The organism is Pseudidiomarina sp. WS423 (assembly GCF_050750165.1).
Lineage (GTDB): Bacteria > Pseudomonadota > Gammaproteobacteria > Enterobacterales > Alteromonadaceae > Pseudidiomarina > Pseudidiomarina fusca.
In genome coordinates this window covers 93,949-110,245 of record NZ_JBOJLN010000001.1, presented here as the reverse complement: position 1 = coordinate 110,245, position 16,297 = coordinate 93,949, and the positions used below count along the sequence as shown (strand labels likewise).

General features: G+C 47.7%; 17 protein-coding genes and 1 tRNA gene. 8 read left to right on the top strand and 10 right to left on the bottom strand.

The window, feature by feature from the left end:
* Window positions 1-6: 6 nt before the first annotated feature.
* The 4 genes from uvrC to ACQ661_RS00505 form a co-directional block, all read right to left on the bottom strand.
* Entirely contained in the window at window positions 7-1,875 is a 1,869-nt protein-coding gene (gene uvrC, locus ACQ661_RS00520) for an excinuclease ABC subunit UvrC (protein WP_110075050.1), read from the bottom strand.
* Window positions 1,876-1,881: 6 nt separating this feature from the next.
* Window positions 1,882-2,526 carry a LuxR C-terminal-related transcriptional regulator gene (locus ACQ661_RS00515; protein ID WP_110075049.1) on the bottom strand — a complete coding sequence of 215 codons (645 nt, stop codon included), beginning with the start codon at window positions 2,524-2,526 and terminating at the stop codon, window positions 1,882-1,884.
* 209 nt (window positions 2,527-2,735) lie between these two features.
* Window positions 2,736-3,527, bottom strand: coding sequence for a thioesterase family protein (locus tag ACQ661_RS00510; protein WP_110075048.1), 792 nt, complete (start codon window positions 3,525-3,527; stop codon window positions 2,736-2,738).
* 219 nt (window positions 3,528-3,746) lie between these two features.
* Window positions 3,747-3,838, bottom strand: a tRNA-Ser gene (locus ACQ661_RS00505).
* A gap of 207 nt (window positions 3,839-4,045) precedes the next feature.
* Here ACQ661_RS00505 and ACQ661_RS00500 point away from each other — a divergent pair.
* The 5 genes from ACQ661_RS00500 to ACQ661_RS00480 are packed head-to-tail and all read left to right on the top strand — an operon-like array spanning window position 4,046 to window position 6,155.
* Complete coding sequence (locus ACQ661_RS00500) at window positions 4,046-4,723, top strand: Bax inhibitor-1/YccA family protein (protein ID WP_110075047.1); 678 nt, start codon at window positions 4,046-4,048, stop codon at window positions 4,721-4,723.
* A 57-nt stretch (window positions 4,724-4,780) separates the two neighbouring features.
* Window positions 4,781-5,131, top strand: a complete 351-nt coding sequence (locus tag ACQ661_RS00495) for a DsrE family protein (RefSeq protein ID WP_110075046.1) — start codon at window positions 4,781-4,783, stop codon at window positions 5,129-5,131.
* A gap of 13 nt (window positions 5,132-5,144) precedes the next feature.
* Complete coding sequence (locus ACQ661_RS00490; RefSeq protein ID WP_431667323.1) at window positions 5,145-5,492, top strand: hypothetical protein; 348 nt, start codon at window positions 5,145-5,147, stop codon at window positions 5,490-5,492.
* Window positions 5,476-5,838 carry a hypothetical protein gene (locus ACQ661_RS00485; protein ID WP_431667322.1) on the top strand — a complete coding sequence of 121 codons (363 nt, stop codon included), beginning with the start codon at window positions 5,476-5,478 and terminating at the stop codon, window positions 5,836-5,838. The genes ACQ661_RS00490 and ACQ661_RS00485 overlap by 17 nt, the downstream gene beginning before the upstream one ends.
* Window positions 5,826-6,155 carry a TusE/DsrC/DsvC family sulfur relay protein gene (locus ACQ661_RS00480; RefSeq protein WP_110075043.1) on the top strand — a complete coding sequence of 110 codons (330 nt, stop codon included), beginning with the start codon at window positions 5,826-5,828 and terminating at the stop codon, window positions 6,153-6,155. Before ACQ661_RS00485 ends, ACQ661_RS00480 begins: the two co-directional genes overlap by 13 nt.
* Before the next feature lie 76 nt (window positions 6,156-6,231).
* On the opposite strand, the gene serS is transcribed toward ACQ661_RS00480, so the two are convergent.
* The 6 genes from serS to lrp form a co-directional block, all read right to left on the bottom strand.
* Window positions 6,232-7,524, bottom strand: a complete 1,293-nt coding sequence (gene serS, locus ACQ661_RS00475; RefSeq protein ID WP_110075042.1) for a serine--tRNA ligase — start codon at window positions 7,522-7,524, stop codon at window positions 6,232-6,234.
* A gap of 1 nt (window position 7,525) precedes the next feature.
* Window positions 7,526-7,915, bottom strand: a complete 390-nt coding sequence (gene crcB, locus ACQ661_RS00470) for a fluoride efflux transporter CrcB (protein WP_110075041.1) — start codon at window positions 7,913-7,915, stop codon at window positions 7,526-7,528.
* Window positions 7,905-9,245 carry a replication-associated recombination protein A gene (locus tag ACQ661_RS00465; RefSeq protein WP_431667320.1) on the bottom strand — a complete coding sequence of 447 codons (1,341 nt, stop codon included), beginning with the start codon at window positions 9,243-9,245 and terminating at the stop codon, window positions 7,905-7,907. Before ACQ661_RS00465 ends, crcB begins: the two co-directional genes overlap by 11 nt.
* On the bottom strand, window positions 9,232-9,873 hold the full coding sequence (lolA, locus tag ACQ661_RS00460) for an outer membrane lipoprotein chaperone LolA (RefSeq protein WP_431667319.1): 642 nt from the start codon (window positions 9,871-9,873) through the stop codon (window positions 9,232-9,234). The genes ACQ661_RS00465 and lolA overlap by 14 nt, the downstream gene beginning before the upstream one ends.
* Before the next feature lie 58 nt (window positions 9,874-9,931).
* Window positions 9,932-12,454: a DNA translocase FtsK 4TM domain-containing protein gene (locus ACQ661_RS00455; protein ID WP_431667318.1), complete on the bottom strand. Its 2,523-nt coding sequence runs from the start codon at window positions 12,452-12,454 to the stop codon at window positions 9,932-9,934.
* Window positions 12,455-12,581: 127 nt separating this feature from the next.
* Window positions 12,582-13,073: a leucine-responsive transcriptional regulator Lrp gene (gene lrp / locus ACQ661_RS00450; RefSeq protein WP_431667317.1), complete on the bottom strand. Its 492-nt coding sequence runs from the start codon at window positions 13,071-13,073 to the stop codon at window positions 12,582-12,584.
* 142 nt (window positions 13,074-13,215) lie between these two features.
* Here lrp and ald point away from each other — a divergent pair, with 142 nt between their 5' ends.
* The 3 genes from ald to aat all read left to right on the top strand — a co-directional run bounded on the left by ald (window position 13,216) and on the right by aat (window position 16,164).
* Entirely contained in the window at window positions 13,216-14,343 is a 1,128-nt protein-coding gene (ald, locus tag ACQ661_RS00445; RefSeq protein ID WP_110075036.1) for an alanine dehydrogenase, read from the top strand.
* A gap of 140 nt (window positions 14,344-14,483) precedes the next feature.
* A complete protein-coding gene (gene trxB, locus ACQ661_RS00440; protein ID WP_110075035.1) occupies window positions 14,484-15,443 on the top strand; it encodes a thioredoxin-disulfide reductase in 960 nt (319 codons plus the stop codon).
* Window positions 15,444-15,471: 28 nt separating this feature from the next.
* Window positions 15,472-16,164, top strand: coding sequence for a leucyl/phenylalanyl-tRNA--protein transferase (gene aat, locus ACQ661_RS00435; RefSeq protein ID WP_110075034.1), 693 nt, complete (start codon window positions 15,472-15,474; stop codon window positions 16,162-16,164).
* Window positions 16,165-16,297: the final 133 nt, after the last annotated feature.

Sequence of the window (16,297 nt, the reverse complement as noted above, 5' to 3'; positions counted from 1 at the left end):
TATCCTCTATTCGTCCCGAAATGCATGATAGATGGTTTCAGCGATTTCTCGGCTAATTCCGGGCACTGCGCTAAGTTGATCAATACTAGCCTGTTTTACTTCCTGTAATCCACCGAGATTTTGCAATAATTTCTGCCTTCTCTTGGCGCCAATACCAGGAATATCCTCCAGCTTGGATGAGCGTTTTACTTTTGCTCGCCGTTGCCGGTGCCCGGTAATGGCAAAACGATGGGATTCATCGCGAATATGCTGCACCAAATGTAAAGCAGGAGCATCGCCAGCTAAAGGTATGGTTTGATGGCTACCAGCGAGGATCAAGGTTTCTAAGCCAGGTTTGCGTGATTCGCCTTTGGCGACGCCAATTAACAACGGCGCATCTATATGTTTGGGTGCGGCCCATTGTTCAAAATAAGCTTCTGCTTGTGATAACTGCCCTTTACCACCGTCAATAAACAAAATATCAGGTAACGCCGCCAAGCCCTCTGGACTCTTCAGGGCTGCATCAAAACGGCGCTGTAGCGCTTGCGCCATCGCTGCATAATCATCACCAGGGGTGATGCCTTTGATGTTGAAGCGGCGGTAATCACTCTTTTTCGGGCCTTGGCGATCAAAAACGACACAGCTAGCCACGGTTTCTTGGCCCATAGTATGGCTGATATCAAAGCATTCCATCCGTTGAATCGGCTCAGCGACATCCAGTACTTGTTCTAACTGCTGCAAACGCATACTCATGGTTGAGGCTTGGTTTAATTTAGATTCAAGCGCGTTGAGCGCATTCTTTTGCGCTAACACTTGATATTGTTTGCGTTCACCTCGCACATTGTGCGTCATCCGTACTTGTTGCGCTAAGGCTTGCTCAAGTACTTGCAAATCGTGTTCGGGGTCAAGCAACAAAGCGGCATTGTCGGCCGGTAGAATAATTTCTCGCGGTAAGCGTCGACCTACTTGGTCATTCAGATAAAATTGCAGCAAAAAGGCTAACAACACTTCGTTATCACTGGTGTCACTAGGTAGTTTCGGAAAATAGCTACGACTGCCCTGCACTGCTCCTTCACGAATAAATAGCAGATGGATGGCAGCAATACCACCACGGCGAGCAAAGCCAATCACATCCAGTTCCTGCTGATTACCGGTAACGGCGTTGCGTTCTTGTACCTTGCGCAAGGCCCCAATTTGATCACGAAAACGCGCTGCTCGTTCAAACTCCAGTTGCGTACTGGCTTGTTCCATTTTCACCACCAACTGATCGATCACTTGTTGGTTCTTCCCCTGTAAAAACGACTTCGCTAAGTCTACTTGCTCTTGGTATTCCTCATCACTGCAGTAGCCTTTAACGCAAGGAGCCAAGCAACGTTTAAGCTGATACTGCAAACAGGGACGGCTGCGGGCGCGATAGTAGGAATCCTCACATTGCCGCACCGGAAACAGCTTTTGTAACAAGCGTAAGCTTTCACGCACGGCTACGCCATTGGGGAATGGGCCAAAATACTCACCTTTTTCGCGGCGCGTGCCCCGATGAAAAGCTAAACGTGGATGCTGGTGTTGGCTGACAAGAATGTATGGATAAGACTTATCGTCTCGTAATAAGACGTTATAGCGCGGGCGGTACTTTTTAATGAAATTATTTTCAAGAATTAGGGCTTCAGCCTCAGTATTGGTAACTGTGACATCCATCGCCGCAATATGACGAACCAAGGTTTGGGTTTTAGGTCTATCAACCGTAGCGCGAAAATAACTACTCACGCGTTTTTTCAAGTCTTTGGCTTTGCCCACATAAATAACAACACCTTCGTCATCATACATGCGGTACACGCCAGGTTGATGAGTCAGGTGTTGAATAAATGCTTTTGCATCAAATAACTGCTTTTCGGTCATGCTGTTTTATGTAGGTTCTAGGTCAACAAGTCCCGATTGTATCGCAAGATGAGTTAATTCTACATCTCCGGCGACACCAAGTTTTTGGAAGATACGATAGCGAAAGGTATTTACTGTTTTACTACTGATATTTAAATGCTTGGCTATTTCGACGACGCGAATACCTCGGCCTAACATCTGTGTCACTTGTAATTCACGCTCACTTAAGGAGTTTATCATTCGCACCTGCTCTTGCCGCCGCGGATTCTTAGCAAAGTATTCCGCTACTGCACTGGCCACAAACATTTGCCCACGACTTAAAGAATAACAAGCCGCATCAAACTCTTCATAGTTTGCATGATCTAACAAATAACCATCTACTCGAGAAAGATTGCACTGATAATCCAGCACATCTTGAAATGATCGCGCCCATAAGAGCAGCTGCAAATCATTATATCGTCTATGTAACCGACGCCAACTTTCAATTGTCCCATCACCTACAAGCTGACTACTAAGAATAACAGTGGCATACGGGTTGTTTTTTGCTTCTTCCCGTAATTCATTCATATTCTTGACGCTTGCAACAACTCGGTATTTTTTATTCGAGCTTAACGTGGCGTACATTCCTGCACGCACTAAATCACTCGATACAGCTATAATGAAATCAGCCATGAGCCACATTCCTTTGTTTAGTTTTCCACGAGTCCTGAAACCATTTCAGGTGGCTTAGATTTGCGCTATATCGGCATAAATTGCAAGCAAAAATTATTGATTTAATTAGCTATTAAGAAATTAACAAGGCGTTTTTAGTCTTTTTAAAAACACCTTGTTTCAAATGACATAAATAAGGTTTTTTTGAGTTAAATCAGCCTGTTTAAGCCTTAACCAAAGACCGTCACAGTCTGACGGCTAATGGCAACTAGGTTACCAGCGGCATCCCAAATATGTGCATGAGTATGACCATAGCCCTCATTGGCGTAATCAATATAGGCAGCATACTGCCACCAATCATGACTATTTAATTGGTTATCTAACGGCTCTGGGAACTCAATCGTCCAGGTAAGAGAACTGGCAGGTGCTGGAGCGGTTAAATGCGGCAATACGGCTGGCGGCCAAGCATCAACCATACCTAAGAGCAGGCCTATCGTCATCGGTTGTTGTTCTGCACGAAAACGCATCCAGCCACCAAACTCGCGACTAGCATTGCCGGTAAAAGGTAAGCCACCCAAACTCACACGGTAATCAAAGTGACTAGTAAACTCTGGCAGTATGTCGATTGGCGGAAAAGCTGGGCCTTGCTCTCGTGGCGGCACATGGGCGTTGGGCAAATCTACCACTCGTACGCGGGATGGCCGTGATCGGCCATAACTTGCTAAAGCAGCTAACACCACCTCACCAGCCTGCACGATGTCAACGGCGATTTGCGTCACATTTTTGCCTTCTCGTAAAATTCGCCGCTTTAATGTTGCTGTACCTGGTTGCACTGGGGCTACAAAAGAGACAGTTAGTGCCCGTAGGTGTTGTTCAGAACTGGCGCCAAGATGAGCATGTTGCCATGCAATGGCGGCAGTAAGCCCACCAAATAACGCGCGTCCTTGCCCCCAGCCTTCTGGCAGCTCAATCGTTTGCTCTGCGGCAGCGCTTATTTGCGCTAATATCTCACTAAACTGCATGGTAAGTTTCCTTGTGCCATTACTCTTTGCTTCAACAGAAACCAGTCGCTATTCACCTAACCACAGCAAAAATTGAGCTATAAGCCGTTAGGATACGTATGAATAGTACTGAACTAATGCCTTGAGATTATACACAGGTAAGACCAGATGGCTAGCAGCTGCCATGCCGAAAAACGGGCAAAAAAAAGCCCGCTTAAGTAGCGGGCTTTTTCTAGAATGTGGCGGAGAGAGAGGGATTCGAACCCCCGGTGGGCGCAAACCCACGCCTGATTTCAAGTCAGGTGCATTAAACCGAGCTCTGCCATCTCTCCGGTGTCTGTGGCTGTGTGCCTCAAGACGAAGCGAATGATAAAGAGCTAAAACGCGCTTGTAAAGCAAAAATTTGAATCATTTGGTTCGTTTGCTGTCATTTTATACAATAAGCCTATAAAAGTGCTGAAATCATTGCTAAGTGCCCCCATATATAAGGTACACTGGTTGCAGTTTTAATTTGCAGTAACAACAACACGGAGATATCCATGAGTAACCAAGCTCACCTATCAACCACTCATCAATCAGAGTCGGTGTTACAAACAAATAAGGTTTTACGCAACACCTATATGTTGTTGGGCATGACCTTAGGCTTTAGTGCTTTAATGGCGTTCGTAGCTATTGCTACTAATGCAGCACCGATGCACTTTATTATTACCCTTGTCGGTTTTTATGGTTTGCTCTTTGCTATCCACAAAACGGCTAACAGTGCTATGGGGCTGGTATTAGTGTTTGCCTTAACCGGCTTCATGGGTTACACCATTGGGCCGTTACTAGGTATGATTAGTGCCATTGGGCCGCAAGGTAATGAGATTATCATGACTGCCATGGGTGGCACCGCGTTAATCTTTTTTGCCCTATCAGCTTATGTATTAACCACGAAGAAAGACATGTCTTTCTTAGGTGGCATGATGGTTGCCGGTTTTGTGGCCTTGGTGGTGATGATGATCGCCAATATCTTCTTGAACATGCCAGCGCTAAGTTTAGCTTTGTCAGCGCTGTTTATTCTGTTCTCAGCGGGTGCTATTTTGATGCAAACCAGTGCCATCATTCACGGTGGTGAGCGTAACTATGTATTAGCTACAGTTACCCTATTCGTGTCGATTTATAATATTTTCTTAAGCTTGATTCAGTTATTAATGGCGTTTGCCGGCGGTGACGAATAAGTTATCTGTTATCTAGCAGGGGCTCCCGCCCCTGCTTCTCAACTTGAAGCTCTTGCTATGGCCCAATTTGTTTTAGCCTTACATACTTCCCCGAATGCCGCTCAACCAGCTCATTATCGTAGTTTACTAGCTTTACGCTTTGCTCAGGCTGCCGTGACTGCTGGCCATCGTATTAGCCAAGTATTCTTTTACCAAAGTGCGGTATTGCATGGGCAAGCTACCGCCGAGCAAAGTATTGCGACCCAATGGCAGGCATTTGCACAACAACATCACATTCCCTTGGTGCTTTGCCATACCGTAGCCGCTACCGAGTATCAGCTCGAGCAACTTGCTGAGGGATACAGTAACGGTGGTTTAACAGAATTTGCCACGGCGGTAGCCGCCGCCGACAAAGTCGTTCAATTTTAAGCTGAGGTTGCTTGTGAGTTTCGCTATTATTCAAACGAGTCCAATCAACCACCCTGCCATCTGGCATGGTCAAGATATGCTGTTGGCATTAGCTAGTTTAGATCTTAATCCACAGCTTATCTTAACTGGCGCCGCGGTGCAGGCATGGTTGAGTAACCAAGATCAACAACGTCCTGGCCAGTCGCTGCATAAGAGATATGCATTATTGGAGCTGTTTGACTGTCCTAACGTGTGGATTCAAGCCAGTGAATACCTAGCTGCCGGTGGCGCTAATAGCAACTGGATAGCTACGGTAGAAGTGATAGATGACGAGCTATGGAGCGCTCGCTTAGAGGAGTTTCAACATGTCCTACGCTATTGAGGGCTTATCCGAGACAATCGATACTCAGGCTGCGAGCAATCCCTTATGGGTTTTGCGCACTTGGCCTGATGCAGCTTGGTGTCAGCAGTGGTTAACTGCAGCAAGCCAAGTTATCTTATCGGAACTTGCCTTACGTGAGGTCTGGTATCACCCTGAGCGCATTGATGAGCTCCCGGCACGACCATTAGCGCTGCATACAGAAATTCAACTACTGCGCCAACAGCAGCCTGAATTAGCGGAGTTAGAGCTGCCTATCACGGTGATTCAGATTGGAGACCAACGCTGGGTGGAACTTACCTTGGAATGTCAGCCAGTCATTTTATGGGAGCAACCATGTTCGAATTAGAGGGGCAGCAATATGCTACCGACCAACACGGCTATTTAGCTGATTTTAGCCAGTGGTCGCCGGCTTTAGCTGAGCATATTGCCGAGCTAGAAGGCATTGCGCTTAGTGATGCCCACTGGGAAGTCGTCCATTTCGTCCGTGATTTTTACCAACAGTACGATACCAGTCCTGCGATGCGAGTGTTGGTTAAAGCCATAGGCAAGAGCCTAGGCGCAGACAAAGCTAGTAGTATGTACCTTTACAAGTTGTTTCCTAAAGGCCCGGCCAAACAAGCCACACGAATTGCGGGTTTACCCAAACCAGCCAAGTGCATTTAAGCCTTCGCCATAAACAACAACGCCAGCGATTCATGCTCTCGCTGGCGTTGTTATTAAGCTAGCTAACTCGTCACCTTTAGCGCAATTCAGTAGCGCCACCTAAATAAGGCTGCAAGGCTGCTGGAATAGCTACCGAGCCATCAGCTTGCTGGTAGTTTTCTAACAAGGCCACCAACGTACGTCCTACCGCTAACCCTGAACCATTTAAGGTATGCATCAACTCAGGCTTTTTCGCACCTTTGCGACGGAACCGAGCTTGCATTCTGCGAGCTTGAAAATCTTGCATATTAGAGCAAGAACTGATCTCACGATATTTTTCTTGGGTTGGTAGCCAAACTTCTAGATCGTAAGTTTTAGCCGCACCAAAGCCCATATCGCCCGTGCACAAAAGCACTTTACGATACGGCAGTTCTAAGCGTTGTAGAACGGTTTCAGCGTGCGCGGTGAGCTGCTCTAAAGCTGTCATCGAATGCTCTGGTGCAACCAACCACACTAATTCAACTTTATCAAACTGATGCTGACGGATTAAGCCACGTGTATCACGCCCATGAGACCCTGCTTCGCTACGAAAACAAGGAGTATGAGCCACGTATTGCAGCGGCAGTTGAGCTTCGTCGGCAATCTCATCGCGCCACATATTGGTTAAGGGAACTTCTGCGGTCGGAATCAAAGACAAAGGTACTTGATTCTCGGTAGCTCCTTGCACATGAAACAAGTCTTCACCAAATTTAGGCAATTGTCCGGTCCCAAACAAGGTTTCATGGTTCACCAGATAGGGCACATAAGTTTCTTGGTAACCATGCTCATTGGTATGTAAATCAAGCATGAACTGGGTTAAGGCGCGGTGTAAGCGGGCAACCTGACCTTGTAACACCACAAACCGTGCACCGGCTAGTTTGGCTCCAAGTTCAAAATTCATCCCCTGCTGTAAACCTACTGCAACATCCACATGGTCTTTCGGAACAAAGTTAAACTGGCGTGGTGTACCCCAGCGCGCCACTTCTTGGTTATCGTCTTCATTAGCGCCTAACGGCACCGAGTCATCGGGTAAATTAGGAATACCAGCAATGATACTGTGCAGTTCATCTTGTACTTGCTGTAACTCCGCCTTGGCCGTATCTAAGTCCTTACCCAGTGCATCTACCGCAGCTAACAAAGGCGCAATGTCTTCACCTTTGGCTTTGGCTTGACCCACGGCTTTGGCACTAGCGTTGCGCTCAGCCTGTAGTGATTCAGTACGCACTTGTAAATCTTTACGGCGTTGTTCTAATTGCGCTAAGCCAGCAACATCCATGGTAAAATTTCGGGTGGCTAGCAATTTAGCTGCGGTTTGCTCTAATTCACTACGAAAAAACTTAGCGTCTAACATGTTAATCCCAGATATTTAAATAATAAGGTTTTAGCCACAGCGCTATCAGCACTGCCGCCAGACAACAAATAAAATTAGCAGCTGCATGAATCGCAGCTTTAAGTAGTTCGCCTTGTTGGGCAAGCTGCACAACTTCTACCGAGAAAGTTGAAAAAGTAGTAAAAGCACCGAGCAACCCGACTCCTAGAAAGAGCCACCAAGACTGATGAATGCTTTGCTGTTGTTGCCACACCAGCAGCATTGCCAACAAGAATGACCCCAATATGTTAACGGTAAGTGTTGCGAAAGGGAACGTTTTACCAAGGATATGTGGCAACAGTAACCCTACCCCATACCGAGCCATAGCACCGATGGCGCCGCCTAAGCCTACCCAAACCCAGTTAGTCAACATCACTGCGTCGCCAATTGCTACGTTGATCTTGTTCACGCAACCACGCTAGTTTAGCTTTTAGTTGCTGCTCTAAGCCGCGGTCGTTAGGGCGATAAAGCTGTTGATTGGCAAGAACTGCGGGCAGATAACGTTCACCCGGAACAATCGCTTGTGGATAGTCATGGGCATAACGATAATCGGCACCGTAGCCATCAGCTTTATGCAACGCTGTGGGTGCATTGGTTAAATGCTTAGGTACAGCTAAATCTGGATAATCTGCCGCCAGTTGCTTGGCTTGGTTAAAAGCTTGATAGACAGCATTACTCTTGGGCGCTAAGGCACAATAAATCAAAGCTTGCGCAATCGCCCGTTCGCCCTCGGCTGGGCCTACTCGGGTAAAGGTATCCCAAGCATTTAAAGCCAACTGTAGCGCACGCGGGTCGGCGTTACCGATGTCTTCAGAGGCAATCGCAAGGACACGTCGGGCGACGATCAAAGGGTCGCCGCCGCCATGCAAAATCCTAGCATACCAGTAGAGTGCGCCATCAGCAGAAGAGCCGCGAACTGATTTATGCAAAGCTGAAAGCAACTCATAATAAGCATCACCCTGCTTATCAAAGCTTGCTTGCCGCCCACCGACAGCCTCCTTGACTAAGGCTAAGCTAAGTTCAGACTCGGTGGCCGCATCGGCACTAATTTCTAAGTAATTCAGGGCACGCCGTGCATCCCCAGCCGCAGCATGCAATAAATACTGTAACGCATCGTCGCTAAGCTGTAAGTGGCGTTCACCCAAACCGCGTTCAGGATCGGTTAAGGCCTGCATGATGACTTTTTTAATGGCCTCTTCATCCAGACTCTGCAACCGGTAAATGCGGGTCCGCGACAGCAGCGCGTTGTTGAGTTCGAACGCCGGGTTTTCAGTGGTGGCCCCCACGAAAATGATGGTGCCATCTTCTATGTGAGGTAAAAAGGCATCTTGTTGGCTTTTATTAAAGCGATGTACTTCGTCTACAAACAATACCGTGCGCTGTTGCCGTTGCAAAGCTCGCTGCTTGGCCGTTTCTATGGCTTGGCGAATATCTTTCACCCCAGCAGTTACGGCACTGATTCTATCTAATTGGGCAGCGCCACTGGTTGCCACCAGCTCAGCTAAGGTGGTTTTGCCGGTACCAGGTGGCCCCCACAAAATCATCGAGTGTAACAGGCCCTTGCTGATCGCCTGATAGAGCGGTTTTTCTGGCGCTAACAAATGCTCTTGGCCGATGTACTCAGCCAAACGCCGAGGTCGCATCCGTGCCGCTAATGGCCGAAAATCAGGGTCGAACGCCAAGCGCTGGTTAGCGTTGGTCATCCACATCTACTCCAGCCGGCACTTTAAAGGTAAATAATTGCTTGGCGACCGCACCATTAAGCTTCACGTCGGTTAGCTCAATGGTACTCATTTGGCCTTGCCCGTCATCTAGAATGATTCGGCTCAGTGGGGCCTTCAGATCCGCACCGGCAAACACCAACTGCAAACTTTGCGGGCTCTGCGCTTGGTCATTTGGTTGTAACGCAAAACTGTTGTCAGCCATTTTAACGTCATAATTTGCCCAAGCTGTAGCATCAGCATCAAGCAACAATAATAACGGACTTTGCTCCACTGCTTCAGCTTGTTGATAGACAGTAACCTGTTCAACAAAGGGATTGTAGTACCATAAATTGATGCCATCAGCGACCATCAGGGTTTCATCAGGAGCATCGGTTTGCCAATACAGATAATTAGGACGTGCGAGCGCCATGCGACCATGTAATTGCTGCACCAAATCGCCGTTCATATCGGTAACTTGCTGACTAAAGTCTGCTTCGAGTGTGGATACTTGCGCTAGGCGCTCTAACAGAGCATCACGATCGGCATCGTTGGCCGCAACCGGCTGCAGCGCTTGCTGCGCTAACGCAAAGATACCAACTGAGTAAGCTACTAGGGTTTTAAACGTCATTTTTTACCTTCTGTCTTATTAAGTGAGACCAGCAATAGCAATGTTTAGCTAACAAGCCTTAATCGCGCGGAGCACGCGGCGCAATAACGTCACGCTGGCCATTGTTGCCGGCACTACTAACGACCCCACTTACTTCCATTTGTTCCACAATTCGTGCCGCCCGATTGTAACCAATTCTGAATTTGCGCTGCACGCTAGAGACGGATACCCGACGTGTTTCAGTCACAAAAGCGACTGCTTCGTCATAAAGAGGGTCACTTTCTTCATCACCCATGTCTAATTGTTCGCCAGGCAACAGGTTGTCTTCATCTAAGCCGCCCTTGAGAATTTCATCCAAGTAATTAGGTTTACCGCGTTTCTTCCAATCAGCGACCACCGCATGTACTTCATGGTCATCCACAAAGGCACCGTGAACTCGCGTTGGCACTCCGCTGCCGGGCGGTAAGTACAACATATCCCCTTGCCCTAATAGCTGATCAGCACCTGGCTGATCCAAAATGGTGCGCGAATCGATTTTAGACTGCACCTGAAAGGCGATACGCGTAGGAATGTTTGCTTTAATGAGCCCAGTAATCACGTCTACCGACGGACGCTGAGTTGCAAGAATCAAATGAATTCCTGCTGCCCGCGCTTTTTGTGCAATACGAGCAATCAACTCTTCTACTTTTTTGCCAACAATCATCATCATGTCGGCAAACTCATCAATCACCACCACAATACTTGGCAATTTCTCTAAGTAAGGTGGTAATTCGTCCATCGAGTCACCTGGTTTCCAGATGGGATCGCGCAAGGGTTCGCCCGCTTCAATGGCCTCTAACACCTTTTGATTGTAACCTTTTAAGTTACGCACGCCCAAGGCTGACATCAGTTTGTAGCGGCGCTCCATTTCTCCCACACACCAACGCAGCGCATTGGCCGCATCTTTCATGTCGGTGACTACTTCGGTGAGTAAGTGAGGAATCCCCTCGTACACCGACAGCTCCAACATTTTTGGGTCGATCATGATTAAGCGGACATCATCAGGTGAGCTCTTATACAGCAAGCTCAAAATCATTACGTTCACACCCACGGATTTACCCGAGCCGGTGGTACCCGCGACCAATAAATGCGGCATCTTAGCTAAATCAACTACAACCGGCGCACCAGAAATACCTTTACCTAGCACCATGGTTAGCGGAGATTGGCTTTGTTGGAAAGCATCACAGGCTATCACTTCACTGAAAAATACCGTTTCTCGAGATTTATTAGGAAGCTCTAAACCGACGTAGGATTTGCCTGGAATAACTTCGACAACGCGAACCGAAATAGCCGAAAGTGAGCGCGCAATATCCTTATCTAAGTTTGAGATCTTAGACACTTTGACACCAGGCGCTAAATCAAGCTCAAACCGGGTGATCACAGGGCCAGGTTGAACATTCGCAACCTTCACTTCCACTCCGAAGTCTTGCAATACAGCCTCAACGGTTTCACTGATTTGCTGTAATTCAGCTGGTGTTAACGGGTTACCCGTGCGATTAGGACGGTCTAATAACTCAATCGATGGTAATGGATCTATCGGGCCCTGATTTGGTTCTTCGTTAGCATCATCATCCGCGGCTGACGGTACTGCCGTATTCGCCCAAAGCTCAGTGTCCGGTTCTGGTTGCACAGCGTTACTAGTACTCAAAGAGGTCGCGTCAGAATTCACCCGTACTGGCTCGCGCGGTGGTTGGAATCGGCTCAGATCATCGGTGGCTTGAATACTTGGCAAGTCAAATGCTTCATCTAATTCTGGCTCTACTCGCGCACTAACAGGAGAGTCAATCGCTCGGCGGTTTGCTTTGTTAGCTGTGCCAGCGCTTTTCTTATTAAGCGCAGCATCGCTCTCATTGCTATTTTCGGTATCACTATGTTCGGTATCGCTATCTTCTGTATCAATGATGCGCTGCGCCGCTTGGCGCTCTGCCGCTTGTTGCTTGCGCTGTTGCGCTTGACCTTGTAACTTCATCATCGCCCAAGCCCAGCCGCGCTGACTTTGGGCGGCTAGCCATAATGCGGCAGTAATGGTCCACTCACCTAACTTATCGGCTAACCAAATCCAACTAACACCGGTAACTAAGGTCAAACCGGTACAGAGAAAAGTTAACAGTAATAAGGTCGTGCCGATCAAATTAAAATAGGGTAACAGCGATTGGCTAATAACGTTTCCCACTACCCCGCCGGCAGAAAAAGAAAAAATATTAGCAAAATTTAAGGAAGCTAAGGCTGAAGCACCGATCAGCGTCAGGACTAAACCAATCAGGCGCAATCCTACCGCCAAATAGTCTAGCTCTAGTAAACGGTGGGGTTGCCGAAACATCAAATAGCCCAAACCAGCCAGAGCAAAGGGGATTAAATACGCAACATAACCCAAGGCAAAGAGCAAAGCGTCGGCAAACCATGCGCCAATGGCGCCGGCATGATTATGAATGGTGCCTTCAAATCCCGTTTGCGACCAACTAGGGTCGGCCGGATGAAAGCTTGCTAACGCCAGAAACAAAAATACCGCAAAGGCCCCACATAAAATAAGGCCAACTTCCAACATGCGTTGTACACCGCTCATTTAAGACCTCGCGGTTGCTGCTGTTTTGCCATGGTATCGATATCCTTGCGCTTAGCGTTATAATTATTTTATCCCCTATTGTAGCGTGCTTGTGCGGGTTATTCAGCTATTTAGTAGGGTTCTTTTGTTAACCTTTAATCAAGACCTTATTATCAGCTTTAACTTCTTCCATCACCACGTAAGTACGTGACTCATTGACCCCTGGCATGGTTAAGATAGTTTCGCCCAATAACTTGCGATAAGAAGGCATATCTGGCACTCGTGCTTTAATCAGAAAATCAAAATCACCGGCAACCAAGTGGCATTCTAGAATTTCCGGTGTTTTTTGCACCTCAGCGCTGAAATCAGCAAACGCATCAGATGAGGTTCTACTCAAGGTAATTTCTACAAATACCATTAAGTTAGCCCCTAATTTAGCGGGATTAATCCGAGCATGATAGCTTTCAATGACGCCTTCTCGCTCAAGTTTACGCACCCGCTCGCTGCAAGCCGTTGGGCTAAGCCCCACCCGCTGGGCTAAATGCACGTTACTAATACGCCCCTCAGCTTGCAAGATGCGTAGAATCCGCCGATCGATACGGTCGAACGTGATTTCTATTGGAACTTCCGGACTAAACATTGTTTTTCTCTATTTAGCGCATATTAATGCTATTTATACACTAATTTCTGCGTCAAAAAAAGTACGAAACACACCCCTGCTTTCTACTATAATGCCCGCCATTATCCATTGTTTTACAGAATCAACCAAAGAGGCTTGTTCCATGCTTATCGGTGTACCAAAAGAGATTAAAAACCACGAATACCGCATTGGCTTAACCCCCGCTGCAGTGCGCGAGTATGTTGCTCATGGCCATCAAGTTATGGTTGAGCAAAATGGCGGCTTAGCGATTGGTTTTACCAACGAAGATTACGAGCAAGCCGGTGCCACTATTGTTGCTGACCCAAAAGATATCTTTGCCAAGGCTGAAATGATTATCAAGGTCAAAGAACCGCAACCACATGAATGTGAACAATTGCGTGAGGGGCAGATTCTTTATACCTACTTACACTTAGCGCCAGACCCAGTACAAACTGAGTTGTTAGCAAAAGCTGGCGTAACTGCTATCGCTTACGAAACTGTAACCGATCGCAACGGTGGCTTACCTTTGCTTGCTCCGATGAGTGAAGTAGCTGGCCGCATGAGTATTCAAGCAGGTGCACACCACCTTGAAAAAGCCAATGGCGGCAGCGGCACCCTGCTTGGCGGCGTGCCTGGCGTAGCTCCTGCAAAAGTCCTGATCTTAGGCGGCGGTGTGGTTGGTACTCAAGCAGCTAAAATGGCTGTTGGCATGGGTGCTGACGTTACTATTCTAGATCGCTCATTACCGCGGTTACGTCAGTTAGACGACATTTTTGCTGGCCGCGTGAAAACAATCTACTCAACGGTTGATGCGGTAGACACCTACTCGCGTGAAGCTGATTTAGTGATTGGTGCGGTACTTATTCCTGGAGCCGCAGCGCCTAAGTTATTAACCCGTGAACACCTGAAAAACATGAAGCCAGGTTCAGTGGTTGTCGACGTAGCAATCGACCAAGGAGGCTGTTTTGAAACCTCTAAAGCAACGACCCATCAAGATCCAACCTATGTGGTTGAAGATGTGATTCACTATTGTGTGGCTAACATGCCAGGTGGCGTTGCTCGTACGTCCACCATTGCCCTGAACAATGCTACCTTGCCATTTGGTTTGGCATTAGCTAATAAAGGTCTGCAAGCATTAGCGAATGATCCACACCTGCTGAACGGTTTGAATATGCATCAAGGTAAAATCACCTATAAAGCGATTCACGACGATTTAGGTGCGCAATTAGGGCTGGAATACCTAGACCCACAACAGGCGGTTGCTGGTTAAATTTCACCTTTTGTCAACCTATTAAGCCAAGACCCGCAGCGTGAAAACCCTGCGGGTCTCTTGTTTCTTAGGGTTGCAAACTCTACAATCAGGCCATATACCTAAGAAATAATTTGAACGCATAACGGAGTACATTTTTCATGGCTACAGCCAAACATTGTCGTCTTCTCATTTTGGGTTCTGGCCCAGCCGGTTATACCGCTGCGGTTTATGCAGCACGAGCCAATTTAAACCCAGTGCTAGTGACAGGTTTACAACAAGGTGGACAATTAACCACCACCACCGAAGTAGAGAATTGGCCAGGTGATCCTGAAGGTTTAACAGGTCCTGATTTGATGGTGCGGATGCAGCAGCACGCGGAAAAATTTAATACAGAAATCATTTTTGACACCATTAATAGCGTTGATTTTTCTACGAAGCCGCTCAAGTTATTCGGTGATAGCGGCGAATACACTGCCGATGCGGTGATTGTAGCTACTGGCGCGTCAGCTAAATACCTAGGCCTAGAATCAGAACAAGCTTTTATGGGTAAAGGTGTTTCTGCTTGCGCAACCTGCGATGGTTTCTTCTATCGTAATCAGAAAGTTGTCGTTGTTGGTGGTGGTAATACTGCCGTTGAAGAAGCTTTGTATCTTGCTAACATTGCTAGCGAAGTTCATGTTATCCATCGTCGCGATAGCTTCCGTGCTGAGAAAATCTTGGTCGATCGGTTAATGGAAAAAGCAGCCAACGGTAACGTGACCTTGCATTTACATAAGACCCTCGACGAAGTCCTAGGTGATGATATGGGCGTTACTGGAGTGCGCGTAAAAGACACTCAAACCGGTGCCTTGAGTGAGATTGAGGCTATGGGCTGCTTTATTGCCATCGGCCATCAGCCAAACACAGGTATTTTTGCCGATCAGTTAGACATGCAAGACGGTTACATCAGCGTGCAATCGGGTACCCACGGTAATGCCACTGCTACCAGCGTACCTGGCGTCTTTGCGGCCGGTGATGTGATGGATCATATTTATCGTCAAGCCATTACCTCGGCAGGCACGGGCTGTATGGCGGCGCTAGACGCAGAACGTTATTTAGATGGCTTAACCAAAGCCTAAGTTTAGTTGAAGACGACTAGGGCAAAACGTGATTGCACATCTTGCAAGCGATTCTATCTGGTTTCCATCGCCACGTTTTGCTCTAGCTGATCCTAACGGCTTGCTCGCCATTGGTGGTGATCTTGCCCCCGCTCGTTTAATCGCAGCTTACCAACAAGGTATCTTTCCGTGGTTTGGCGAGGACGACCCTTTGTTGTGGTGGAGCCCGGATCCGCGCTGTGTGTTTAGTCCAAACTCCCTCCACGTCAGTCGCTCGATGCGTCGATTTATCCGCTCTACGAACTTGCAGGTCACCATCAATCAGGATTTTGCCGGGGTGATCCAAGCTTGTGCTGAGGTACACGCACAAGCTGAACGTGGGGTCTGGATTCATCCAGAAATGATCGCGGCTTATCAGCAACTGCACCAATTAGGCCACGCCCACGCCATTGAGGTATGGCAACAAGGTCAGTTGGTCGGCGGCTTATACGGCGTTGCCGTCAACAATCTTTTTTGTGCAGAAAGCATGTTTCAAAGGGTCACGAACGCGAGTAAATTTGCGCTGCTGCGTTTTGCGCAGGCATTTTTTGCAGCTGGTGGCAGCTATATTGATGCACAGATTATGAATCCACACACAGCTTCCTTAGGTGCCTTTGAACTCGCCCGGGCGCCTTATTTAACTGAACTTGCACAGCCGCAACGGGCAAGCGTCAAGCAATTTTGGCAGCAAGCTCAGCTTTAAATCACGGCTAAACGGCATTATCAGTGGCATTTATTGTCAAAAGCGGCTAAAATTCTGGCCACTTTTCGCACGGGGATGTCATCAGCGCGAGCGGTTAACCTCTTAACCACCTTCATCATTCCCTGCAACGCAT